The sequence below is a fragment of the Vibrio sp. 10N.261.46.A3 genome (assembly GCF_041472995.1).
GTDB lineage: Bacteria > Pseudomonadota > Gammaproteobacteria > Enterobacterales > Vibrionaceae > Vibrio > Vibrio coralliirubri.
Genome location: NZ_JBFRRH010000183.1, coordinates 1 through 25550 on the forward strand (window position 1 = coordinate 1; position 25550 = coordinate 25550).

A 25550-nucleotide genomic window follows, 5' to 3' on the forward strand; every position below is an offset into this window, starting at 1 on the left:
TTCAAGTTGATTCGGTATATTACTTTTGTTTATTATGCGCACCAATCTACCCACATAATAGACATCTACTTTTTAAGATGTCGTTAAAAGTTAGACTTCTAGGCTGCAAATTCTCTCTTCTTATTGATGTAGGTTGAGATATGAACTTTATTAAAATCGTTTTCCAGAAAATCTGGGCCGTTGTGATGGTCTTGATTAAATTCTGCCTGTTTATGGCGGTGATGTTTGCTGGAGCATGGGCTCTTGCACCATTAGGCACAATCCATTCTAAAGACATCGACATGTCTCAATTCAACAATCATCCCAATGAAATGATGATGAACTTCTTCCAGATGGAGTCCTTCTCTGGTTACTTGTTCTCAGTGACCATTGCTGTGGTTTTAGCCGGTGTTTACGGCATGTGGCAGTTGCATGAACTGGGTGTGCATAAAGCAAAAGAGCACAAAAGCGCTCACGTTCAGATCGTGTTTGCACTGTCACTTTGCGGACTCTTCATCAGCAAAACGTTCTGGGTTATCGCTTTGGTTATCGCATTGGCGAACTGGAAACATATTGGTCAATCACTGAGTGATGTGATTCGCCGTGGTGTTCAGCCTAAACAAGACGTGACCAATACAGAGACAGCCGCAGTCCACGTATCACCTGAACAACCGGTAACAGAGCCGTCTTCAGTAGAGCAATCTTCAAAAGAACAGGCTTCAGAAGAAAAGACTCCAACAACACCATCCGCTACAGAAAAAGAGGTCGCATAATGAAAGAGATGATGATCCCATACATCCTAATTGTATGGTCACTGTTTGCGACAGGCGCACTTAAGAAGAACTTCAAGAACTACACATGGGCTGCCATTGGTGGCGTAACGATTCTTGCGGTATTAGCGGTAATCTCTCGCTTGTGGGCACCCGTTGATTTAACCAACTCAACCACAGTGAAAGCACCACACGCGGTGATGTCACCTATCTTTGGCCAGCAGATCGACCAAGTGCTTGTTGAGCACAACCAAATGGTTAAAGAAGGCGACGTAATTTACACACTCGTCGACATTGACTCAGCCGCAGACAAAGCAAAGATCGAATCTTCAATTGTTCAGAAAGAAGAAGAGATCAAGCAAATGAATCGCGACTTAGAGCGTGCTGAAACGTCACCTGAAATCTTCAATATGCGTGACGTAGAAAAGTACGACTCTGATCTTCGAGTGCTGCACGCTGAACTTGTGTCGTTAAAAGCCGATCTACAAAAAGTAAATTGGGCGCAAGAGAAAAAGACCATTAGAGCTGAGTTTGACGGTCAGGTTTCGATAGTGAACATTGCTGAAGGTTCTGTTATGGGTAACATGCACCTCTACAACACCAGCAAAAAATTCCTTGAGATGCGTATTTCAGACCAAACTTACAACTATGTTCAAGTAGGGGACTTCGCTGAGTTCTTCGTTGATGCATACCCAGGTCACGTGTTCCGAGCAAAAGTACACAGCTTTAATGCCGGTACTGGTGAGTCGAGTATTTCTCCACTTCAGGGGCCACAAAGCGTCGGTCAACACGTGGTAAGAAACGGCAATGGTTTAGGTCGTACTATCGTACTTGAGATCATTGAACCAGAAGGTTACAACATCCCTATTGGTTCAACTGGCGCGGCTTGGATCTCGGCTGAGAAGCCGCATCCGTTCTGGGGCTTCATTGATGTAATCGGCGCAGCAACAGTTCGCCTACAATCTTACAAGTCATACCTAGGTGCTTGGTAAGCGCTTAAGCTCTTGGTATACGATTAAGCATTCAATGATGTGACTGTTATTCACTCGTATAACAGCCACTCATGAACTAGCGACTAATTGTAAAACAAATGCCCTGAATTTCAGGGCATTTTTGTATCTGTTGCAAGCTCATTTACTAATTGATTTAGATCAAAATTAATCGCCAATACAATCGCTGGTCAAATAAACCATCGAAAAAACGATAGATTGAAATATTATTAGCGCGTAGATAGCGACCTCCCCCACCTCTATCATTTGGCTCAAGAAATCCAATTCCTGTATCCAAATATAAGGTCACGACCATGACTAATACATTCAAAAAAATGGCGCTTCCTGTTGCTATCGCGAGCGCTCTACTTGCTTCTGGTTTTGCATCTGCAACGCCAACTGTAGAAGCGACATCGAAAGTCGGCCAAGAACTTCAGACAGCAAATGCTGCGCAATACCAAAACATTGATCTTGATGCTCGCTACAAGAGCGAGGTTCTATTCGAACACAAATCAAACATGTTCTGGGGCAAAGGCGAGCGCATCCAAGTTGTTTCGAAAACAGGCGATTCTCTAGCTTACACTGCTGAGTCTGACCATGTTCACCCAATCCTCACCAAGCATGGTCGTAAAATGGACCAAGCAATCATCAAAGTGGATGACAACGTATACCTTGGTTACGGTTTCGGTCTAGATACACCCGTCATGATTGAAGGTACGGACGGCATCATCATTGTTGATCCGGGCGAGTCGGTAGAAATGGCTCAATCGGTTAAAGAGCAGTTCCGTCAAATCACCGACAAGCCGGTTAAAGCCATCATCTATTCTCACAACCACATCGACCACATCTCTGGTGTACGTGCATGGGTTACTGACGAAGAAGTGGCATCAGGTGAAGTAAAAATCATCGCTGAAGAAGGCCTAACCGCTGCCGTGGCTAACTGGTCTTCAAACCTAGGTACTTTATTTGGTCACCGTACTTCTTACACAGGAGCTAAGCACGTAGAAGAAGGCGAACACGGCACAGTAAACGACGGCCTTGGTCCGCGCTTCATGCAAGGTGCTATCTCGTTCATCGAACCAAACCTGCTTGTACCAAGCCAAAGCCACATCGAAATCGAAATTGCTGGCGTGAAAATGCACATCGAGAACGTGCCATCTGAAACTAAAGATGAGTTAGTGGTTTACTTCCCAGACCAGAAAATCCTACACGCGGCTGAAGTACTTCAAGGTGAGAACTTCCCTAACCTTCACACCATCCGTGGTACTAAATTCCGTGACCCATCAATGTGGTTCAAGGGCATCGACGTAATGCGTAAGTTCGACACTGAGATCATGATTAACTCTCACGGTCGTCCTGTTGAAGGTAAAGAAGCAGTAGCTGACGTACTAACGGCTTACCGTGATGCGATTCAATACACTCATGATCAAACTATCCGTTACATGAACAAAGGTATGACGCCAGACGAGCTAGTTGAAGTAGTTAAACTTCCTAAGCACCTTGCAGAACACCCTTGGTTAGGTGAACACTACGGTACTGTTGCACACGCCGTACGTCAGATTTACGTAGGTTACAACGGTTTCTTCGAAGCGGATCCATGGCAGCTAGAGCCAATGGCTTACGAGCAACGCGCTAAAGCATTCGTAGAGATCATGGGCGGTCGTGACAACATCCTTACTACTGCACAAGCAGCAATTAAGGCTGAGAACTACACATTTGCAGCAGAAATTCTTTCTTACCCAATCACGGTAAACAAGCAAGATATGGAAGCTCGTGAGATGAAAGCACAAGCTTACAAAGCATGGGCTGCAGACCAAGTGAACATCAACTGGCGTAACTGGGCGCTTAACGCGGCGGCTGAACTAGAGAGCAAACGTGACTTCTCTAACATGATCAGCTTCGCTTCTGTTGACGTTCTTACTGCACTACCAAGCAAGCAGATCTTCGACATGATGACTTCAACGCTTATCGCAGAAAACTCGTTAGACGTGAACATGATGCTAACGTACAACTTCTCTGATACGAACGAAGCATTCACTATCGAAATTCGCAACGGTATTGCTCAGTTACACGAAGAAGCAGTGAAAGGCGCAGACGTTCAAATCGACACCACTCGTGCAGTACTGAACCAAATCTTGATTGCGGGTCCAAACGCTCAACAAGTGATTGGTACCAACCTACAGTCTGGTGCATTCAAGTTCTCGAACGGCGACATCAAAGGTTTCGGTCAATTCATGAGCTACTTCGATAAACCAATGACTCCAGAAGAGATCATGCTCATCGTTCGCTAATAACGAGCTCGAACGGTCGCTCTTCGACGATGGCTCTTTGACGAAAGCTACTTAGCAAACAATCTCGCTAAATAGCTATCAATCGATTCGCTGACCGCTTCACATGGACGACAAACAAATACAGGGACCCTTTGTGGTCCCTTTTTTTGTCGCCAGGTTCGGCTTCTTCCGTCAGATTCTTCACCCTGTTATAGGTCTCAATAACCATTATGTTAAAACGATTTGCTTTGATTCTTTCACTCACCTCTTCACTCACGTTTGCCTGTGGTCTTCACCAAGATACCGGATTTAGCTTGGTGACAGAGCCCGGTTCACTAGAGGTGTTTGGCAACGTCATCACAGCCAGACAAGACGATGAATTCAACAACCTCAATAAGCCAGATCACTTTCGACTCTTTGCGATCAAGGCTGCGCTTGCGAAACCCCACCCAAGCAAAATTGAGTTCAACTTATTCGAAGCAATTAAAGGTCATTACAGCCAAGTGAAACTTGAGAAGGGCGTCGATGTGTCAGGCAGAGACACTTTGCCTACCGAGGAAGATCTATTACTGATTACGGAACTCGATGTGTTCGATGGGCTAGCAACGGGCACCATCTCTTGGGATCACGCGACACTAAACGGCTTAGTGATCATCAACGGCCCACAAGATAAACGAGAACAGCTTGAAGATTGGCTTGGTGATATTTTTGAAGGGTAATAGCTTAAAGCGGAACAGATAAAAGGTCGTCAAACCCTCGGACTTCCGAACATTGAGGGTTCAACGACAAACTTAAATCAAAAAAGCGTAGGTAACGGAATCAACTCCAATCCCAGCACACCACTGATGCTCATCACCACCAACAGTGACACCTTAAACACGGTCTTTGACCACTGGATGTAGTTGAGGCAATCGACTTTGCGGAATGTCACTTTGGTCCACATAAAGCAAACGGCTGCCGACACGGCTAGGTATTCATAACCCGCCTCTCCGAGTAAAAATAACCCCAGAGCAACCGCACCAAACGCCACCACATAAGCTTTCATGTGCTGATGTGCTTTATCAACACCCTCTTTCACCGGTAAAACAGGAATGCCTGCATCGCGGTAATCTTGAATGCGGAACATCGCGATCGCGTACGAGTGTGGCATTTGCCATAAGCAGAACATCACAAACAACAATACTGCTTCAAGGCTGATGTAATTCGTCACAGCCAAATAGCCCACCAATGGTGGAACTGCGCCAGAGATACTGCCAACTAAAGTGCCGTAAACCGATGTACGCTTGTACCACATTGTGTAGAAAAAGACGTAAAACACATAGCCAAGCAACACCATGACCGCAGAAATCGGATTAGCGAACTGAAACAGAAGCGCTGTGCCTGAGAGCAGTAAAACCAAGGCATAGACAAACGCGACGTCTGTATTGATGTTGCCCTGAACCAATTCTCGATTTTGTGTGCGCTTCATCTTTTGGTCGATGTCTCGATCAAAGATGTTGTTCACCACACAACCTGATGCAATCACAAGTCCCACACCCGCTAATGTTGTAAGTAACAACATCGCACTGGCTGGTTCTGTTTTTGCGGCGAGGAAGAACCCCGCCGCAACAGAAATCAGGTTGCCGAAAATGATGCCCGGTTTGGTGATAGACAGATATCTTTTCAGCATACCCTAGCCTACAACTTCATGTTGACGTTCATGTTGTAGATGATCCATACCGAGCCAGCGATAAGAATCAATACAACAATGGCGGTAAACATCAGTGACACCAAGTTCCAACACCCATCGGAAGATTTCGCTTCCATGTGCAAGAAGTACTTAAAGTGGACAAAGATTTGTACCAGCGCACAACCGAACAAGATCACGTAAGTTTCCGTGCTTGGTAGCGCATGTGCCCACACAATGTAGAACGGAATAATGGTGAGAATCAGTGAAGCAATAAAGCCTTTCACGTAATCCGTTGCACCGCTGTCTAGATGCTGTTCCATTACATCACCCCCATTAAGTACACGATGGTAAATACACAAATCCAAACGATATCAAGGAAGTGCCAAAACAAGCTCAAGCACTGGAAGCGCATCGACATGTTGTCGTTCAATCCTTTGGTTGAAAGCTGGTGATACGCCACCGCCATCCAAATCAGACCGAACGTTACGTGCAAGCCGTGTGTGCCAACCAAGGTAAAGAATGCTGAAAGAAACGCACTCTCTTGAGGACCATAGCCTTCTGCAATCAAGTGATGAAATTCATATACTTCCATACAGATGAAGGCTAAGCCCAATACGAAAGTCACTTTGATCCAGCGCTTCAGTCCGGTCACGTCTTTGCGCTTCATCGCAATCATGCCAAAACCGAAGGTGATACTACTGAACAGCAGCATCATGGTTTCGACAAACACGAACGGCAGTTCAAAGATGTCTTTACCTGTCGGCCCTGCAATTGATCCACTCTCAAGCACGGCATACGTCGCGAAAAGCGTGGCAAACAGGACACAGTCACTCATCAAGTAAACCCAGAAGCCAAACAACTTATTGCCCGCGGCTTCGTGGTGATGATCATGCGAGTGTGCAAGATCATAAGTGTGTGACGGAGTATTAGCTTGCATACGTCGTCTCCAAATCATCTTTATTTTCGTTGTTATCACTGTCACCGTCAGCGCTGTTACCACGACCAGAATGGTCGACTTTCACTGACTGTTTCTTCGCTTCTGCAAGCTGTGCACGTCGAGCCGCTTCAATCGCTTTAATCTCTTCAACTTCCACGTAGTAATCCACATCGTCGTTGTAGCTGTGTTGAATACACGTCACCACGATGCCCACTAAGCTTGCAGCCGCTAGCCACCAGATGTACCAGATCATTGCGAAGCCAAATGCCAACGCCCATGCAGACACATAAATACCTGTCGGTGTGTTCTTCGGCATATGAATACGTTCGTATTCTTCTTCCTGAGTTGGGTCAAACTCACCACTTTGCTTTTGATACCAGAACGAATCGATCTCATCGCCCTTGGGCAGTTTTGCAAAGTTGTAGAACGGCGGTGGTGAAGACGTTGCCCATTCAAAGGTACGTCCGCCCCACGGGTCACCGGTTAGATCTCGGTTTTGGTCGCGGTCACGAACACTCACGTAAATCTGAACGAACTGACACACCACACCCATCGCAATCACGCCCGTACCTGCAGCAGCAACCGCCAATAGTGGGAAGAACTCAGGGTTGATGTCTTGGCTCAAACGACGCGTCATGCCCATAAAGCCCAGAGCGTAAAGCGGCAAGAACGCCATCAAGAAACCAATGATCCAGCAGTAGAATGCGCGTTTGCCCCAAAGCTCGTTCAGAGTGAAGCCGGTCGCTTTCGGGAACCAGTAACCAATCGCAGCAAAACAGCCGAACACTACGCCACCGATGATTACGTTATGGAAGTGAGCAATCAGGAATACCGAGTTATGCAGGATGAAATCTGCGCCCGGAACCGCCATCAATACGCCTGTCATACCACCAACAGTGAAGGTGATAAGGAAGCCCACAGTCCACATCATTGGTGTGGTGAAGCGGATACGACCTTTGTACATGGTAAATAGCCAGTTGAAGATCTTAACCCCAGTCGGGATAGAGATAATCATGGTAGCGATGCCGAAGAAGGCATTCACATTGGCGCCAGAACCCATGGTGAAGAAGTGATGCAGCCAAACCACAAACGCTAAAATAGTGATAGCCACTGTCGCCCATACTAGTGAGGTATAACCAAACAGTTTTTTGCGAGAGAAGGTTGCAGTCACTTCAGAGAACACACCGAAGATAGGCAAGATTAGGATGTACACCTCAGGGTGTCCCCATGCCCAAATCAAGTTCACATACATCATCACGTTGCCACCAAGGTCATTGGTGAAGAAGTGCGTGCCGATGTATCTATCCAAAGTCAGTAACGCGATGGTGACCGTTAGGATTGGGAAAGAGATGATGATCAGGATGTTGGCACACAGAGATGCCCAAGTGAACACTGGCATCTTCATCATTGGCATAGACGGAGTACGCATGCGCAAAATAGTCGCGAAGAAGTTCACACCCGTTAACGTGGTACCCACACCGGATATTTGCAGTGCCCATATCCAATAATCGACCCCGACTCCCGGGCTCGCCTCAATACCAGACAGCGGCGGATACGCCAACCAACCCGTTCGGCCAAATTCACCTAAACCCAGTGACATGTTGGTTAGGATAATCCCCACTACAAACAGCCAGAAGCTCAAGTTATTCAGATAAGGGAATGCAACATCACGAGCACCAATTTGCAGCGGTACGATGATGTTCATCAAACCGATAACCAATGGCATCGCGACGAAGAAAATCATGATCACGCCGTGAGCCGTGAAGATTTGGTCGTAGTGATGTGGCGGTAAATAGCCCGTCTCACCAGCTGCAGAAAGCAATTGCTGACTGCGCATCATGACCGCATCAGCAAAACCACGAACTAACATCACCATCGCAACCGCAATGTACATGAAGCCCAGTTTTTTGTGGTCTACAGACGTAAACCATTCATTCCAGAGGTATTGCCACTTACCGGCTTTAGTGACCGCGTACACCACTAAAGCACCCACCAAAGCAATCATGGTTAAGGTGACCAAAATAATGGGTTCGTGGTAGGGAATTGAGTCTAGAGTTAATCTTCCAAACATGACGATTATCCTTGGGTTTCCGGCAGACAGTTCATTGAACCAGGGTGCTGGGTCACGACATCAGTGAATAAAAATGGTGGGATACTAGAAAACAGCGTCACAGGTTCAGCCACACTTGGCGCGGCCAATGAACGGAACTGCTCCCAATCTTCGATGCGATCAGGACTTGCTTTCACTTTCTCTACCCAGTTTAAAAACGCCACTTGATCAGGCATGGCCGATGCGGTGAATTTCATCTGAGAGAACCCTTTGCCACTGTAGTTCGAAGCAAAACCTTTGAAGTCGCCTTCGTGGTTTGCAATCAAATTCAACTTAGTCACCATTCCCGGCATCGCGTAGATCTGCGAACCAAGACGCGGGATAAAGAACGCGTTCATGATGTTGTCTGAAGTCAGCTTAAACGTCACTGGAACATCTTTCGGGAACGCAACATAGTTAACCGTCGCAATGTTTTGCTCCGGATAGATGAACAGCCATTTCCAGTCCAGAGAGACCACTTCGATCACCATAGGTTTAACGTCACTTTCCAGAGGCTTAGATGGCTCCAGTTCGTGAGTTGTTCGCCAAGTGATGGTGGCTAGAATCGCAATAATGATGATTGGAATTGTCCATACCACTATTTCAATTTTGGTTGAGTGCGCCCAGTCTGGTGCATACTCTTCCGTGGTATTGCTTTCGCGGTATCGGTAAGCAAAGTAGATGGTCATCAGAATTACTGGGATGACGACAATCAACATCAGCAACAGAGCCGTGATAATCAGCTCTTTTTCCTGAACGCCAACGCTACCTTTTGGGTCGAGCAATGCGGTGTTACATCCTTCGAGCATAAGAATGGTTCCCAGCAAACCAATCTTCGACAAACTTGTCCTCGATAAAATGCGTTTATATCTTGAAGCTTCCATTAACTTTCTCGATGGTTATCCAGCCTCAGAACGAACGCCTAAGTACTGGTTGTCATGATCATTAGAATATTTATGTGTTGAGCATGTGAAACGCCGCATCTCAAAAAGCAATGCAATAGAGCCCGTTACTGCTGGGTTAAAACCACACAGAAAACACGACTTAATTGTTACATTTTGAAATACATTGTTACATTTGGCGCATTATGAAGAGTTGAATTTGAAAGCTCACCAAACAAACTTGGAAACTAACCTTCCATTTATGGATGCGAAAACTAAGAAGTAGAAGAGGATTAAGACACACAGCAGTAGCGTGCTACATGGGTGGAGCCAGTGCTGACAAGGGATTTAGAAAAAGCAGATAAACACTCGCGCGTCACCACAGCTCAGGGCAAGTTCAAGGTACATTAGAAAGAGCGAATAAATAGAAGTGTGACGCCCGTCAAGATTGTGAATTCACATACCATTTACAAGGTATTCACTGATTAGATTATTCAAAATGCCCACTCATTCACCAACAAGATAACCAATCATTCATCGATGCACTAATGTGACGAATTGAAAGAATATTGTGGTTAACAGAAAGGATAATTTGACTCATTGAGGGCGTAATAGCGGTGAAAAGAACAACAGAATGGTAGGAGTTGGGATGAATTTATCGAGAATAACAACACCATAATCGAGCCAGATACGGCTCGATTATGGGCAATTGAAGAGCAGTTAAATTGAAAGACAGTTACGCAGCTTGAGTCGCGATGGTTTTTCGCTGATTTCGAGTCATCAAGTGATAAACCACCGGCACAAAGTAGAACGAGATAAGCGTGGTTAACACGGTACCGCCCACAATCGCGACCGCAAACGGAGGCCAGAAACCACCGCCAGCAATGATCAATGGCATAAAACCGCCCACGGTTGTGATCGTGGTTGAACTGATATGTCGAGTACATGACATAACGGCCTCAACGACTGCATCGACATTCCCGGAGGAAGCCTCTTTATCGAGTTTCAATTCGGTCAGAATCACAATGGCCGCGTTAATCGCTAAGCCTGCAATCCCGAGCATCGCGATAATCACCGTAAAGCCAAACGGATAACCGAAAATCCACACCGACAACAACCCTAGCCCACCTGCCAATCCTGCTACCATGAAGATGATGCTGCTCATTCGGAACGAGTTAAACGACATCACCACCACCAACACCATCAATACCACCACGACTGCGACGTTCGAGATTAGGCTGTTGACTGAATTATCTCGTTCAGCAGATTCACCACCAAAACCAATCGTATAGCCCGATGGCATCTGATAGCTTTCTAGGCGTTTTTGGAATTCATTGAGCACGGTTTGAGGCAAGACTCCCGCTTCAATATAACCCTCAATGGTATTCACACGTTGCCCATTTCTACGCGTAATCGCACCACGACTTGTGGTCAGTTCAAGCTCAGCTAAGGTAGACACATTGATACCCGTAGAATAGACATCAGAGCTTATCGGCAAACGAATATTACTCAGGTGAGCCAAGTTTTCACGCGCATCATCCGCAACACGAACACGGATTGGCACCGACTCACTCCCCTCAATCACAGAGCCACTTTCACGACCTGTCAGCGTGGTTTGCAACATGCCAGCAAACTGGTTCAATGAAATACCATTCAGCTTTGCGGTGTCTTCATCGACTTTCAACCACACCTTAGGCGTACCCGGTTGCAGCGTTTCCCTTGTGTGCGTGACATGAGGAACACCTGCCAAAATTAGACGAACATCTTCACCAATTGCTTTTAACGTATCAAGGTTTTCACCATACACACGCAGTTCAACGGGCGCGGTAAATGGAGGCCCTTGATTAAGCTTACGTACCAAGATTTGTGCTTCCGGCACCTCTTCATCCAACACCTTTTGCAACTGTGGAATTAGCGCATTGGCTTGGTCAAAGTTCTCTGTTTTGACCATGGCTTGCGAGAAGTACGGCGCGTTATTTTGCCTAGCTTGCAGGTTGTAATAGAAGGATGGGAAGTTTGCGCCCACGAGCCAATCTATGCGCTCTACTTCTGGGTAGCGATGAATGATGTCATCGATTTTTTCCGAGGTGTTTTTGGTGGCGTAAATGCTCGCTTGAGGTGGCATGTAAACCTGAATCTCAAACATGTCTCGGTCTGATGGCGGGAAGAATTGCTCAGTCAGCTGAGACATACTCCAGTAGCCAGTAAACGGAACCAACAGCACCAAAGCAATCGTGATGATTGGATGCATGACGCCAAAGCGGACAGAAGATGAGAACCAGCGCGTCAAAGCCGGGATTCTCAAACCCGTCATGTACCAATGGTGCTGGCCTTTCTTGTCGACATCACTGAGTTGCTTAGGCAGTAGTTTGGTCGCTAAACCCGCAATTAAGGTGTGCGAGATAATGTAAGAGCCGATCAACGAGAAAGAAACGGTAATCGCAATACCACCGACAAATTCACCCGATGCACCCGGCATCAAGATAATTGGGGCAAACGCCAACACGGTAGTTAAGGTTGAACCTAATAACGGCACCCATAAATGCTTCAATGCATTCATGGTCGCTTCAGCTCGTTGCTGCCCTTTCAAACGATACGCTTGAATGGTATCAACCATCACCACCGCGTTATCGACCATGATCCCGAGCGCCACAATTAGACCGGTCACCGACATTTGGTTAATCGGCACACCGGTCATTTTCATGATCGACAGGGTCAATAATGAGGTTAACGGCAGAGAAATGGCGACTAAGATCGCGGCACGTACGCCTAAAGTGACAAACAGCACAATCAAAATCAGACCGAAACCGATCATCAAGCTTTTGCCTAAATCGTCTAAGCGAGTTTCGGTATAACCTTGCTGATTAAATAACACCGTCACCTTAACGTTACTTGGTAACTCTTGCTCAAATTTACCAATCAGAGCATTGGCTCTTGATGTCCAGTTATCGACTCGCAGATCAGGATGCATTCTTGCCGCGACAATCACCCCCGGCTCGCCGTCAATAATCGCAATTTGGTCTTGTGGGGTTTTCTCACCACGTTTCACAGACGCAATGTCTTCCATGCGGATGATGTGACCATTGCTGTCAGTGGCGATTGGGACTTGCTTGATACGTTCAATGGAATCCAGTTCAGACTCAATTTCCAATCCAAAACGGGAATAGGCACTGACCAGTTCACCCGCAGAGTTCTTGGCGTCTGCCCCTTCGAGCGATTCAGCGATATTGGCACTTGAACGCCCTAGAGCAGCGGCATCGGCCGTACGTAAACTGATTTGAATCTCTTCTTGCGGCATCCCGTATTCATCAACGAATTCGGTACCCGACAAGGTTCGCAACCGCTTGGCGAGCTCTTTGGCATAACGGCCCAGCGTTAATCTGTCAGGCTCGCCTGCACCAGACCAAGTTAGAGATGCGATGGTCGTGAAAGCATAGGTATGGTCGCTATCGAGATCGGGAGATTGAGAGCCCGCAGGCAAAATGGATTCGATGTCAGATAACTTGTCGCGAGCTTGGGACCAGACGGGTTCTGGCTTGGTAATGGTGTCATTAAGTTCTAGCGTAACAATTGAGACGCTCGGCCTAGAGGTTGAGCTCACCAATTTAACTTCACTCAGTTCACGCAGCTTATTCTCGATAACTTCTGTTACCAAGGTTTCAACACGCTCGGCACTGGCGCCGGGGAAACTGGTTGTGATATTCGCATAACGGTTGATGATTACTGGGTCTTCTGCACGTGGCAAGGTCATGAACGCCGAAATGCCGCTCACCATCAGCAGTGCTGTCATCAAGATAAGCAGTCGAGTGTTGGAAATAGTCTCTATTATTTTCATACTATTACCTACTCAGCCGCGCTGACTGGTTTCACAATTTGGCCGGGAACTAAGCGATGTAAGCCACTGGCAATCACTTGTTCACCGTCTTCAATCGCCCCACTCACGTATGCTTGTTGATTATTGGCAAACAACACCTGAACACTTCTACGTTCAACCTTGTTGTCTTCACCAATCACAAAGATGTTCCACACACCGCGCAATCCATCAATCAAACCCGTTAATGGCACCCAGTAACCTTGCTCTTCAATCTGTTCATCAAATTTAAGGTAGGCAAGTTGCCCTTCTAGTACCGATGACTTTTCAGGGAATAGGTAACGCAAGCCAACACTACGAGATTGGGTATCCACCATTGCACCGGGATTCAATAGCTCCACGGCATAATCTGTTCTCCCAACTCGGATGTTTGGGGAAGAAAGTGAGGTGACTTTTTGCATTTGGTGAGCAGGAATACCGATGAAGGCCTCTTTGCCCTCAGAAGCAAGCAGTGTAAGAGTTGGATTACCGACATTCACCACATCTCCGAGCGAGACAAAGCGCGTCGCGATTGTGCCAGAATAAGGCGCAAGCACTGTCGATTTCACCAATTTCAATTCGTTGCCTTTTACCGATGCATCGATGCGTAGCAAGTTAGCCTGCAATACGCGTTGCTCACTGGTGAGAGAATCAATCTCCGCTTCGGCACTGAAGCCTTTCGCTTTCAATGAACGTTGACGCTTTAAGTTAGCAGCAACAAGACTCAACTGAGCTTTCACTTCTTCAGCCTGCGCTTTCAGCTGGCTAGACTCGGTTTCCAAAAGTTGAGTGTCCAATCGGATCAACGGCTGACCGGTTGTGACTGTGTCACCGACATCCACCAGAATCTCATTGACCTTGCCCGCCAATTCAAAACCAAGATTCGCCTGCTGCCCCGCCTTTACCACACCGACATATTCACGTTGTACTACATACGATGGAGAGCGTTCCAAAGCGACAGTTTCTACTGTTAAGACTGTCGACGCTGCACTATTCGATTCCACTGCAGCATTATCTGCATCGGATGCTGTCTCGGCTTGTGTATTTTCACCACACCCGACAAGAAGAGTCGACAACGCCACTGCTACTGCGCTTCCCTTCATCAATTTATACATACTTCCTGTTCCTATGCGGTACTCATCATGTTCTTTTTTTAGACTAACCAAACCAAACTAGACTGTCTAGTTTGATTGTGTTAAAAATAAGTTTCATGGTTAATGATTGATAAAACCATCACAAAAAGCATAATGCTTAGCGCAAAACGAGACACCTATTACTGAGTATCAATAGGCATTAAGCAAAGAGACAAGCTAGGTAACGACCCAACACCAAGTAACGAGAAGTAAGCACGTGACAAAAATCATCAAGAGTGAACAGAAGAGATCGCAGATCTTAACCGCAGCAAGTCAACTTTTCTCTGAACATGGCTTCAAGATCAATATGGATCAGATAGCCAAAGCAGCGAACGTTTCCAAGCAAACGGTCTACTCTCACTTTAAAAACAAAGACGAGCTTTTCGAAACCTGCATGCAAACTAAGTGTGCCGAGCGCGAACTCAGCCCTTCTGCTTTTGATATGAATGCCACTTTGGAAGACGAATTGGTGAAGTTTGGTGTGAAGTTTCAAGATTTGTTACTTGATGAGCAGTCCAGACAGACCTTTCAAAATGCGGTGAGCCAATCCAACACCCACCCAGAGATCGCTTCAATCTACCTAGAAACAGGGCCGCAAAAAACTACCCTTTTGCTTGCCGATTATCTGCAAAGCAAAGTGGAATCGGGTGATTTGATCTTATCGACATCAAGCTCGCCGATCATTGCAGCAAGACAGCTACTGCTGATGTTTCATGGTAAGTCGGCGTATTGGGGATTCTTCGGACACGAAAGCGGTGAGTCTGAACAAGAGAGACTCCTATACACCAAAGAGTGTGTCGCGCTGTTCTTAAACGGCAATCAACCTCGTTAATCTTAAAATATTTAACCGTTAGCCAGCCATAGAAGCTGACTCTAGCAGCAGTTCATAGAAACGTTTTGCGGCAGGGCCTGTCTTGGCCCCTTTTGGCAGAGTCAGATGCAGCGGAACGTGATATCCACTGCCATTTTCGACATTGAGCACCGTCAGCTTATTTCTACCTCGACTTTCCACAATGTGCTTAGGTAATCGGCAGTAACCCACGCCCTGCTCTACCGCGCCAAACGCATGGTCGAAATTATCCACCGTAATGCGCTGACTCGACTTCAACCAACCCACATCCTGTTTGTTACCTTGGCTTTTAGTGCCTTGACTGGAGCGTGCACCTAAATCCCTCACCACAATTTGTGGCAAAGACGACAATTGATTCAACGACACAGATGCAGCACTTGCTAACGGATGTGAACTCGCAACAACAGGCTCCATCATAGTAAAACCAAAAGCCTCAGCAGAATGATTGGTGACAGGGAGGTTGATGATGGCAACGTCGGCGAGTTCTTGAGTGACCATTTCAGTCGTCTTAGACAATGACGTTTCCATCACTTGAATCGATGTTGTGCTGTTCTCCGCCATAAATTGCGCCATCGGTCTGTATAAACGTTCAAGACAACACAGATGATCCACGGCGACCACGATTTCAGACTCGACGCCTTTCGCCAGCTGTTCACTAATGAGTTCCAACTCTCTCGCCTGTTCCAACATGCTGCTTGCACGGCGCAACAATGATTTTCCATCTTCCGATAGCACCGCCCTGCGACCTTCAACTTGCACCAAAGACACACCCAATTGATCCTCCAATTTTCTCAAAGCATAAATCAGCGTGGTATGGCTCTTATTCAATTGCACTGCCGCCGCTTGAATGCTGCCTGCACGGTCAATTTCGTAAAGCGTTTGCCATTGGTCTAGGGTGGTCTTTAATCTCATCGGTCTAAAATCCTGACAGTTAATGGCAATATTATGAACTTTTCTGTGTGTTTTTTACAGGTAATATGAGTTTCAACAACAAACGAGAATGGCTTGTTTGTCTTGAACACCTATTTGTTAATGGAATTTTTTAAACGGAATTTGCTAAACAGAATTTATTAAACGGAGAAACACCATGAAACTACTACAAGTTGATTTTGAATTTTCAGGCCCTTTCGGTGAAGAGATGTCAAACGCACTCGTTGACCTAGCAAAGTCTATTAACAACGAACCGGGCATGATCTGGAAAATCTGGACAGAGAACGAAGCAGAAAAACTGGGGGGCGGCGTCTACTTATTTGAAGATCAGCTCAGTGCTGAAACCTATCTGGCGATGCATGCTGCTCGCTTAAAAGAGATGGGTGTACAGGAAGTGCGTGGTGTGATTTTTGACGTCAATCAGCCATTAACTACCATTAATAAAGGCCCAATCAACGCTTAACGCATCGCTCACTCCTGTATTGAGCAAAGAGACAGGTTAGCGATATCACCAAGTTGAAAAAGAGAGCGACACAATGAACAACAAAACATTCTTGAGCCTACACGGCATCATTTACGCAGGGTTTGCCTTCGCGCTGTTTTTCCTACCCACCCTTATGTGGCCAATGTACGGCGTAGAGATCAATGATAAGTACGCGTACTTTCTCTCTCAACACACCAGTATATTCTTGGGTGGTATCGCTGCAATAAGCTGGCTGCTTAGAGACATTGAACCTAGCGTATCCGCTAAAAAACTCATCCAAGGCTTGGTTGTCACCAATATGCTCGGCGCTATCATCACATTGTATGCGGCGTTTACAGGAATATTTGTTGGCTTCGGCTGGAGTGATCCGGCGTTCTTCATTTCACTATCGGTACTCAGTGTTTTGCAGGTTCGTCGACAACGTTAGTTACTTAACTAGCTAGTAAGCACAAAGAACAAAGCCAAACAAAAAGGCACCGGTGAATTGCTCATCGGCGCCTTTCTTCAATCAAATGTAACTGCTCTCAAGAGCCAAACGTTAGAACTCTTCTCAAGAACTAGGCTTATTGTCATGCTCCACAAAAATCAACTCGTCAATATTGAAGCCACGCTCTTTAGACATGCTTTTGAACTTCTCCATCACCTCTGGCGCAACTTCGGGTGTTCTTGAAAGCAGCCATAAGTAATCAGTGTCTGGGCCAGAAACAAATGCGTATTGGTAGCCCTCTTTGTCCAATTCAAACACTACATAAGCGCCGTAGAAAGGGCCAAAGAAAGACACTTTCAGATAGCCTTGTTCAGAGCCTTCAACGAAGTACGCTTTGCCTTCAGCTTCGTTCCATTCACCCTCTTCTGCCGAATAGCCTCGGTTAATCACCTTCACGCCGCCATCATCACGCAGGCTGTACTCAGCGCTGATGTTATTTAAGCCACGCTCAAACGAGTGATCCAAACGAGCCACTTCGTACCATTTCCCTAGGTATCGGTCCAACTCGAACTGTTGAACGGGCTTAACCGTTTCGGGCATGCCGACACAACCACCCAATAAGATTACGCTAAGCAGCAATAATATTTTTTTCATCCTAACCTCGACTTGTTTTTATTAGTAATGCGAGTAAGTCTCTTGAAAACATAAACTTACGTCCTTGGTAATACGTTAAATCCATTTTTATAGTTCACTTAACTGTAATTTATTCAGAATCTTATGTGAATCGTTTAGTCTGCGAATGAATCAATGACGTTTCATTGCTATTCGATATTGAGTCGGCGTCACCTGTTTATAGGATTTAAACTGACGATTGAAGTTGGCTTGGTTGTCGTATCCCACTTTCTCCAAGATCAAACTGACCGGCAAGGATGTATTAATAAGTAAGTCGCACGCGACGTTCAACCTGATCTTTTTAAGTCGTTGACTGAAGCTCTCTTTATAGTGCTTTTGAAATAAACGCCTAACACTGCTCTCACTGATGTATAGGTGACTGGCTAAATCGTTAATCGAGATATCTTGAATAAAGTGATTCATTAAGAAGGCTTCGACCTTATCTAGCTTATCGCTGATCTCATCACCTTCATTGTCCTTAAAGATCGGGTTGATCAACTGCACCACTTCTTGGTCATCAAGTAATACCGAAAACAACGAGAATAAGGTGAGTAACTGTTGGTGTGGTGGTTTCTCCATCACCCTGTCTAACAATTCCGTAGCCTTCTCCGCCGAACTAGGAGAGAACTGCAATCCTTTCTTTGAGCCTTCCAGCAGTGCACGCAACGGTTCAAGCTCTCGACAACTGGCTATCAATGGCTCTATCCAGTCTTTACGAAACCAAATCACATGCGTTTCACATACTCGCTGGTCATCCGTGCTGTCGTCCGAATAAATAGCGTGGGGCAAGTCCGGCCCAACCAAAATCATATGGTTATGGAACACATCGCTTTGGTGATGCCCAATAAAACCATGACCAGTAAAGTGACGATGAATCGCTATCTCATACTCTTCATGTCGGTGCCAACCATAGCTTTTACTGTTCTCGACAATTTTCTTATAGCGCCAAGACATGCCAACTCGTTGTGGCACTTTTTCCAAGTAACCTTTCATTACGATACTCAATGACCTTTTAATATTGAAAGTATACGTAACAAACCACCCAAATCAGTACATTGACTGAAAAGTATTGAACATTGCACTGACGGTACTCTTCTCTTCGCCTCCGATAAATATACTGCAAGTGAACTTAATCAGGAGAGCAACTATGAACACTTTATTATTAAAAATTCGCGATATGATTCTTGCCACACGTCAGCAGTGGATCGCCGAGATCACCTACAGCCACAATATTAAAGGTGATCACACCTGGAAATTCTATGGCTATAACTCTTATGACGAATATAAGAAAGATCTACGTAAGAGCCTAAGACAAGAGTCGTAATGAAAGGCTTATCAAAACCACAATTTATTGATTAGTCACGGTTTTTAGTTGTCATTCATGTAGATTTTCACACTTGCCACTCGCTTTCTATACTTACTAAACAGTGGAACATGGAAGACATAATAATGAACAAAAAGCTCACTCTGCCACGCACTGCATGTATAGCATTACTCGCAAGCTTAACGGCCGTAGCGTCGGTTCTTGCACAAGCCAACACTATTGTTCAAACACAAACAGCAGTTCAAGCGCAAACAGCCGTTAAAAGCCAAAGTGCTGACCAAATTTTTATCAATGCAGATATTTACGGGCATCGCGAGTCAGACTCGATCGTTACTCACAACGGCAAGATCATCTTCATCGGTAACCAATCACAGGCGAAAACTTTTCAAGGACAAAGCACTGATGTCATTGATCTAGGCAATGCCTTTGTCTTACCGGGATTCATTGACAACCATAATCATGTGTTTGAAGCCGCCTCAGAGCTGGGTGGCAATTGTGAACTCGACTCTGAAGCGACGTTAGAAGAGCAAATCCCTTACTTAGAAGCGTGTAAGATCAATGCTGATACCGATGGCAGAGGTTGGCTAATGGGTTATGGTTTTTCTTTAGAAGCGACGCTCGATAGCGACTCTGACTATACACCGCTAGAGATCATCGACAGTATCTTCCCGGATCGCCCAGTGGTGATCATGGAGCAAACTTCACACTCGATGTGGGTCAACTCAAAAGCACTAAAAATCGCTCGAATCAGCCAACAATCTCCGGCCCCACAAGGCGGCGCTTATTTAAAAGACCCAGACAGCGGCAAACTCAATGGCATCTTATTGGACAACGCTGGCGATCAACTGATGGAGATGGCTTGGAACAGCCAAAGCGAACTGTTTGAGCAAAGCTACCAAGGGTTAATGTTCGGACTTGAGGAAGCGGCTGCCCACGGCATCACCACCATTGGCGACGGTCGCATGTATTGGAAACGAGGTTGGTATGACGTTTGGCTAGAGGCCGAGCAAAATCAAGACTTAACGGCGCGTGTCTCGCTGCGCCCTTGGGTGTATCCATCGATGGCAATACCTTCTCAATTAGAAGTCTTTGAAAAGATGTATTCCGACGATAAAAGCCGTCTGTTACTTGTCGATCAGGTGAAAATGTACAGTGATGGTATCTTCATCAACGGCACCGCCAAAACGCTCGCGCCCTACTTAGATACTTATCTGCCCCAGTCTCCTAATGGCTTGAACTATATTCCGCCAGAACAAATGAAGGAGTGGTTAACTGCGCTCGAGAAAATCGGCTTTAGCGCCCATATTCATGCCATTGGTGATGGAGCGGTTCGTGAATCTCTTGATGCAATAGAAAGTATTCGCAAACAAGGCTCAACCAAACCCTACACCCTAACCCATATCGAATTAATCAATGATGAAGATGTGCCTCGCTTTCGCCAATTAGACGTAACCGCAGATTTCCAAGTCGGCTCTGATTACGTTGCAAGGCACCAACACCAATGGGCCGAAGCTTTCCTTGGTGCTCGCCGTGCCAAAGCCATGATGAACCTCGATGCAATACTCAAGACCGACGCCAATATCACATTAAGCAGTGACTGGAACGTACACGACATCAACCCTTTGGTCGGCATCGCGAACAGCTTAATCATGGGCAAAACCGGCCTAACCGATATCTATACAGCCATCGACGCTTACACGCTTAATGCAGCCAAAAGTCTTGGGATTGAAGACGTAACAGGCTCTATTGAGGTAGGGAAATCCGCTGATTTCGCCATTCTCGACCGAGACATCACCACAGTGTCAGCAAGACAAATCGCTAAGACTCAAGTGTTGATGACGGTGCTGCGAGGATATGTGGTTTACGAAAAATAGAGCCAACCGGCGCATCGAATTAGTTATCGCAACTCAAACGAAAACGAGCCAGCTTATTCAGCTGGCTCGTCTGTTATTCACATCTGTATTTTATGTTGTGTTACGCGCTGGTCTCTTTAAGCGCTTTCACATTTGAATCTTGTTTATCATCCAGAGCAAAGTAGATCTTCGATACAATCACTTCAGCAACCAGAATCGTAAATACCACCGCGAAGAACGCTACCACACCGCCCCAAGGGCCAGTAAAGCTCACCTTGTCACCGAACAATAGGTTAATCGCTTCTAACATCACGAATTTTGAGCCCACCAAGATAATGTAAGTGGTGATTGCTCGGTACACCTTAGGCGCGGTGCCCGGCTTGCTTTTGAAGTGCTCGGCAATCTTGTGTTCTAAACCAATAGAGAGCTTCAACAACAACTGCAACAACAACGCCGCTATCAAAGAGATAGTGAAAGACTCAATGCTGACGAAGTCCCAGTACTCATCGAAAAAGTTAAGTACGACCAAGTCCACCAGCACGGCTAATGTGTAACCTACGAATAGACGTTGTGGTGTGTTGAATCCGTAAACTTTGTCTGATTTAGTCATTCTGTCTCTCTCTAATCTAATTTGATAAGTCGCCTTGATTTGAAATACATCTTAGCGTTCGAATCGAAGCAAAACTTACCATTTCATGACACCACTCAAAATCATTCACGAAATTAATGAATCGTCATAGTGTCCTCGCGCCTCCACCTTTAATAATCCTGATCGCCCACGTATCACTGTAAAGTAAAATGGCACTATCGAGTGATCTGCAGCTACCAAGTAACCTGCCACTGTCGAGTGATCTACTACTACCAAGTAACCTGCCACTACCAACTAAAGAAAGAATAGAGACGCTAAATGGATGCCCCATATTTAAGCAATGAGTGTGTTAATTGAAATCTTGCGTCCAATAAGACACCTTTGATGCATCTGACTTACTGGCTTTGTATCCAATCCCCATCTTTGTGTGTCGGCTATTCATCACGTTTTGGCAGTGACCTTCGTGACCAGCCCAACTATTAAGACCGGCATTGTTAATTTGCCCATCACTTCGCGGACTGGTGTAACCGAAAATAGGAATCACAACCGAATTGGATGAGAGGACAAACGCATTCTGACCAGAACTGTTCACAACAAAGTGACCTTGAGCATCTCTTCGGTACTGCTCATCTGAGTTCAACTGGGCATTACTCGCCGTATTATTGTCCCAAGCGATAGGAGCTGCTGGTGGGTAGTTACCACTCGAAAACGATGAACCAAAGGCATCACAATAACGTTGTGTCGACCTCGCACAATTTGTCGAGATAACAGATTGGTACTTAATACTGTTCTGACTGAGATCTTCTGGAATATTCACAATTCGGCACCATTTTTCATCGGCAACGCCTTGACCGGGCATCCCCCAAATCGCACCATTCAATAATTGATTTGTATCTAGTGAAGCGAAATCGATGAGAGTGTCGCTATTAAGCTGACCTAGATCCAAATCGATCTTTCCAGATGAAGTGTTCAACTCAAAGATCGAGGCCCCAACCTCCTTAGCTGCTGCATTAATTTTGTCGCGCTGTAATAATTCCCAAGAATCACCAAACCGCTCTTTTGACTGCTCTCCATAAGCTTGAGCGATAAAATCGTAAGTAGGTAAATTAGACTCTATCCCGCTCCCATCTTTGGAAACTACGCTGCCAACGGTTTTAAATTCCAACGAGCTGTCGAACACCGCATCGTTAAACACATACGATCCCAAGTGCTCACTAGAACAAGAGTTACTTTGCATATCGTATCGATATTCAGAAATTGTACCGTCCACAAGTAACTGATGATTCTTCCTTTGCGCGCTTAATCCTGTGGTTTCGTAACAGTGCCAATCATTAACAAAGTTACTGCCATTATCGATAACGATTGTTGGTACAGCGATAGTCACATCAACCTTCTGAGTATCTCCACTCTTGAACGCAGGCAGCTCATTTTTGACGGTAATAGATGAGAAATTTCTGATTGGATCCGTTTCTTCGATAAAACCTTCGATCGCAAAAATCATATTGTTGCTAAGAGCTTTAATGTCAGGCTGCTGAGAGGTAGATGATGAGCCGGATTTACTTGGATTACTTGGATTACTTGGAACATTAGCGTTGTTAGACGTTGTGTTGTCACCTCCTGATGAACTCTCTCCACCACAACCTGTAATAATCAGTGCTAAAAGGGCGACTGCCGAGATATTTTGTTTTTTCATGAGTTAATCCTTAACCATATATTTTTCTTGATGTAAGGATGTTGCCTCATAGAACGAACTTAAATTTCAGACCAATGTCAGAGCCCCTAAATACTGACACCGATTTAACATTTTATAAGATATTGTCAACTTAATGCTCGCCTTATAAGTCAATGAACTCATTCAGTATTTTCCTTAAGCCTTCCGTTTTAGAGCCAGTAACAGTTCGGTAAATTGACTCTCAACACAAGGTGACGACGATTTGAAATACACCTTTACGTTCGAATAGGAAAAACTTAGAAATATAGAAAAGCACCAAAAGATAAGTCTCGTCATTGCTTGTCACCAAATGGCCATTCTTCAAATGCTACGCCCCATAAGATGACTCCATCAGCGACACACACTCATTTCCAAAAGGTGCAGACTATGAAAAAGCTAATCACTAACGCGAACGTATTTAACGGTGTTGATAACAACTTAATCGAGAACGTATCGATCCTCATCGAGGATAACTTGATCACTCAGATTGGAGAGATTGACCCAACGATTGCCGATGAAACGATTGATGCTCAAGGCGGTACGGTCATGCCAGGCCTGATTGATGCACACGTTCATATCACTTTATCTGCACCATTCAATGTGATTGATACCATGACGCGTGAAGAAGTGGCGATTCGCTCAGCAAAGATTTCTGAAGAGATGTTAATGCGCGGCTTTACCACCATTCGCGACGTGGCGGGTAATACGCTTGGCCTTAAAAACAGTATCGACAACGGCTATGCCACTGGCCCACGTATTCTTCCTTCAATGGCGGCTATCTCGCAAACCTGTGGTCACTCTGATTACCGTCAAAACCAAGCACAAGAGCGTTTAGCTAACGGGCATGAAGATTCACCGATGATGAAGCTTGGTGCAATGAAAGTGGCAGATGGTCGTTCAGAAGTCTTAAAAGCGGTTCGCGAACAGTTGTTTATGGGCGCTTCTCAAATCAAGATCATGGCGGGTGGTGGCGCATCTTCAACGTTTGATCCGCTAGACACATTGCAATTCACATCTGAAGAGATGAAAGCTGCGGTTGATGCCGCTTCCGATTACGGCACTTATGTTGCCGCGCACATCCACACCTCTGATGCGATGCGCCGAGCGGCAGAAGCGGGCGTGATGTCTTTCGAACACGCCACCATAATGGACGACGACATTGCCGAGATCATTAAAGAGAAAGGTATTTGGGTTATTCCTTCTTACTTTACCTCTTCATTGATTGCAGAGCGTAAGATCCCGCTGCCGAATGAGGAGACATACCGCAAAACAGAACGCGTAGGCAAAGCTATGTTCAAGTCAGCAGAACTGATTAAGAAATACGACATTCAGAACATTGCTTTTGGTACTGACTGTGTGGGTGAAACCAACGTTCATGCGACACAATTGAATGAACTTGGTGCGATTGAGCAAGTATTCGATACCATCACCGCACTTCGCATGGCGACATCAAACTGTGGACGCCTGTTCGAAATGTCGACTTACCAACACCCATACCAAGAAGGCAAGTTAGGTCAGATCGTTGAAGGCGCGTATGCCGACCTATTGATCATCGATGGCAACCCACTGGAAAGTGTTGCTTGTGTGGCAAACACAGAGACACAAAAACTGATCATGAAAGACGGAAAAGTGTATAAAAACACGCTTTAACCTCGAAAAGCGCTCGTCTATTCACCATAAAAACAACAAATCTAAAGCAAATAACCGAGACGACGAACTTGGTTGTTTGCTTTTTTTGGATCGCCTAAAACTGCTCTCACCTTCCATTGAAAATCTTAGATATCCAATTCACTCAATAAAACATATAAATTCACTTCCATGCTGCGAGTTATTTTCCACTCGATTAATTAATTTACATTTACGTATTAAAAACCATATGAAAATTAAAAATAGAATATCAAACTGTAAAAATTCAGTATAAAAAACCTCTGATTATTTCTAAAAAAATACAGAGAAAATGGAATTATTTCAGCATAGATAGCTCTAACTAAATGTTAAGTGATAATTTATCTGGAGGTGCTATTTTAATATAATCTTGTCAACCCCACGCCCTTAAATTGCACATAAGACAATTTAGAAAAGTAAATACTATTAATCATTTTTTTAATCAGGAATTAACAATGATACCGAATCAACTTGAAGA

Annotated in this window: 22 protein-coding genes; 10 read left to right on the forward strand and 12 right to left on the reverse strand. The window is 45.4% G+C overall.

Going from position 1 to position 25550, the window contains the following annotated elements; all coding sequences use genetic code 11:
* Nucleotides 1–140: 140 nt before the first annotated feature.
* From AB4484_RS26390 to AB4484_RS26405, 4 genes are all read left to right on the forward strand, one after another.
* Nucleotides 141–752 (forward strand): magnesium transporter, encoded by a 612-nt coding sequence (locus tag AB4484_RS26390; RefSeq protein WP_372081011.1) that lies wholly within the window; start codon nt 141–143, stop codon nt 750–752.
* Nucleotides 752–1741: an efflux RND transporter periplasmic adaptor subunit gene (locus AB4484_RS26395; RefSeq protein ID WP_048614593.1), complete on the forward strand. Its 990-nt coding sequence runs from the start codon at nt 752–754 to the stop codon at nt 1739–1741. Before AB4484_RS26390 ends, AB4484_RS26395 begins: the two co-directional genes overlap by 1 nt.
* 311 nt (nt 1742–2052) lie before the next feature.
* Complete coding sequence (locus AB4484_RS26400; RefSeq protein WP_248401790.1) at nt 2053–4029, forward strand: alkyl sulfatase dimerization domain-containing protein; 1977 nt, start codon at nt 2053–2055, stop codon at nt 4027–4029.
* 209 nt (nt 4030–4238) lie between these two features.
* Nucleotides 4239–4727 carry a hypothetical protein gene (locus AB4484_RS26405; protein WP_372081012.1) on the forward strand — a complete coding sequence of 163 codons (489 nt, stop codon included), beginning with the start codon at nt 4239–4241 and terminating at the stop codon, nt 4725–4727.
* 77 nt (nt 4728–4804) lie between these two features.
* On the opposite strand, the gene cyoE is transcribed toward AB4484_RS26405, so the two are convergent.
* From cyoE to AB4484_RS26440, 7 genes are all read right to left on the reverse strand, one after another.
* The gene (gene cyoE, locus AB4484_RS26410) at nt 4805–5677 is read right to left on the reverse strand and encodes a heme o synthase (RefSeq protein WP_372081013.1); all 873 of its coding nucleotides are present in this window, start codon (nt 5675–5677) and stop codon (nt 4805–4807) included.
* Nucleotides 5678–5685: 8 nt separating this feature from the next.
* On the reverse strand, nt 5686–5997 hold the full coding sequence (gene cyoD / locus AB4484_RS26415; RefSeq protein WP_372081014.1) for a cytochrome o ubiquinol oxidase subunit IV: 312 nt from the start codon (nt 5995–5997) through the stop codon (nt 5686–5688).
* Complete coding sequence (cyoC, locus tag AB4484_RS26420) at nt 5997–6614, reverse strand: cytochrome o ubiquinol oxidase subunit III (RefSeq protein ID WP_010439790.1); 618 nt, start codon at nt 6612–6614, stop codon at nt 5997–5999. Before cyoC ends, cyoD begins: the two co-directional genes overlap by 1 nt.
* On the reverse strand, nt 6604–8685 hold the full coding sequence (gene cyoB / locus AB4484_RS26425; RefSeq protein ID WP_372081015.1) for a cytochrome o ubiquinol oxidase subunit I: 2082 nt from the start codon (nt 8683–8685) through the stop codon (nt 6604–6606). The genes cyoC and cyoB overlap by 11 nt, the downstream gene beginning before the upstream one ends.
* Before the next feature lie 5 nt (nt 8686–8690).
* Nucleotides 8691–9587: a ubiquinol oxidase subunit II gene (cyoA, locus tag AB4484_RS26430; RefSeq protein WP_372081016.1), complete on the reverse strand. Its 897-nt coding sequence runs from the start codon at nt 9585–9587 to the stop codon at nt 8691–8693.
* A gap of 733 nt (nt 9588–10320) precedes the next feature.
* On the reverse strand, nt 10321–13419 hold the full coding sequence (locus tag AB4484_RS26435; RefSeq protein WP_372081017.1) for an efflux RND transporter permease subunit: 3099 nt from the start codon (nt 13417–13419) through the stop codon (nt 10321–10323).
* An 8-nt stretch (nt 13420–13427) separates the two neighbouring features.
* Nucleotides 13428–14549, reverse strand: a complete 1122-nt coding sequence (locus AB4484_RS26440; RefSeq protein ID WP_372081018.1) for an efflux RND transporter periplasmic adaptor subunit — start codon at nt 14547–14549, stop codon at nt 13428–13430.
* Nucleotides 14550–14784: 235 nt separating this feature from the next.
* On the opposite strand from AB4484_RS26440, the gene AB4484_RS26445 reads away from it, so the two are divergent.
* Nucleotides 14785–15399 (forward strand): TetR/AcrR family transcriptional regulator, encoded by a 615-nt coding sequence (locus AB4484_RS26445; protein ID WP_372081019.1) that lies wholly within the window; start codon nt 14785–14787, stop codon nt 15397–15399.
* A gap of 18 nt (nt 15400–15417) precedes the next feature.
* On the opposite strand, the gene AB4484_RS26450 is transcribed toward AB4484_RS26445, so the two are convergent.
* Complete coding sequence (locus AB4484_RS26450) at nt 15418–16329, reverse strand: LysR family transcriptional regulator (protein ID WP_372081020.1); 912 nt, start codon at nt 16327–16329, stop codon at nt 15418–15420.
* Nucleotides 16330–16504: 175 nt separating this feature from the next.
* Here AB4484_RS26450 and AB4484_RS26455 point away from each other — a divergent pair, with 175 nt between their 5' ends.
* Nucleotides 16505–16810 (forward strand): monooxygenase, encoded by a 306-nt coding sequence (locus AB4484_RS26455; protein ID WP_048609337.1) that lies wholly within the window; start codon nt 16505–16507, stop codon nt 16808–16810.
* Between the two features lie 73 nt (nt 16811–16883).
* Nucleotides 16884–17258: a hypothetical protein gene (locus tag AB4484_RS26460; RefSeq protein WP_372081021.1), complete on the forward strand. Its 375-nt coding sequence runs from the start codon at nt 16884–16886 to the stop codon at nt 17256–17258.
* A gap of 123 nt (nt 17259–17381) precedes the next feature.
* Here the strand turns inward: AB4484_RS26460 and AB4484_RS26465 are convergent, their stop codons facing one another.
* Together AB4484_RS26465 and AB4484_RS26470 are read right to left on the reverse strand one after the other, a co-directional pair.
* Nucleotides 17382–17912, reverse strand: a complete 531-nt coding sequence (locus AB4484_RS26465; protein ID WP_372081022.1) for a lipocalin family protein — start codon at nt 17910–17912, stop codon at nt 17382–17384.
* Between the two features lie 150 nt (nt 17913–18062).
* Nucleotides 18063–18923: an AraC family transcriptional regulator gene (locus tag AB4484_RS26470; RefSeq protein WP_050646903.1), complete on the reverse strand. Its 861-nt coding sequence runs from the start codon at nt 18921–18923 to the stop codon at nt 18063–18065.
* A gap of 154 nt (nt 18924–19077) precedes the next feature.
* On the opposite strand from AB4484_RS26470, the gene AB4484_RS26475 reads away from it, so the two are divergent.
* Both AB4484_RS26475 and AB4484_RS26480 read left to right on the forward strand, forming a co-directional pair.
* On the forward strand, nt 19078–19254 hold the full coding sequence (locus AB4484_RS26475) for a hypothetical protein (RefSeq protein ID WP_372081023.1): 177 nt from the start codon (nt 19078–19080) through the stop codon (nt 19252–19254).
* Nucleotides 19255–19379: 125 nt separating this feature from the next.
* Nucleotides 19380–21128 carry an amidohydrolase gene (locus tag AB4484_RS26480; RefSeq protein WP_372081024.1) on the forward strand — a complete coding sequence of 583 codons (1749 nt, stop codon included), beginning with the start codon at nt 19380–19382 and terminating at the stop codon, nt 21126–21128.
* Nucleotides 21129–21228: 100 nt separating this feature from the next.
* Here AB4484_RS26480 and AB4484_RS26485 read toward each other — a convergent pair whose 3' ends face one another.
* Together AB4484_RS26485 and AB4484_RS26490 are read right to left on the reverse strand one after the other, a co-directional pair.
* Complete coding sequence (locus tag AB4484_RS26485) at nt 21229–21717, reverse strand: hypothetical protein (RefSeq protein WP_050652312.1); 489 nt, start codon at nt 21715–21717, stop codon at nt 21229–21231.
* A 328-nt stretch (nt 21718–22045) separates the two neighbouring features.
* Complete coding sequence (locus AB4484_RS26490) at nt 22046–23389, reverse strand: CAP domain-containing protein (protein ID WP_372081025.1); 1344 nt, start codon at nt 23387–23389, stop codon at nt 22046–22048.
* A gap of 405 nt (nt 23390–23794) precedes the next feature.
* Here AB4484_RS26490 and AB4484_RS26495 point away from each other — a divergent pair, with 405 nt between their 5' ends.
* Nucleotides 23795–25057, forward strand: a complete 1263-nt coding sequence (locus AB4484_RS26495; RefSeq protein ID WP_248401815.1) for an amidohydrolase family protein — start codon at nt 23795–23797, stop codon at nt 25055–25057.
* The last annotated feature ends 493 nt before the right edge of the window (nt 25058–25550 follow it).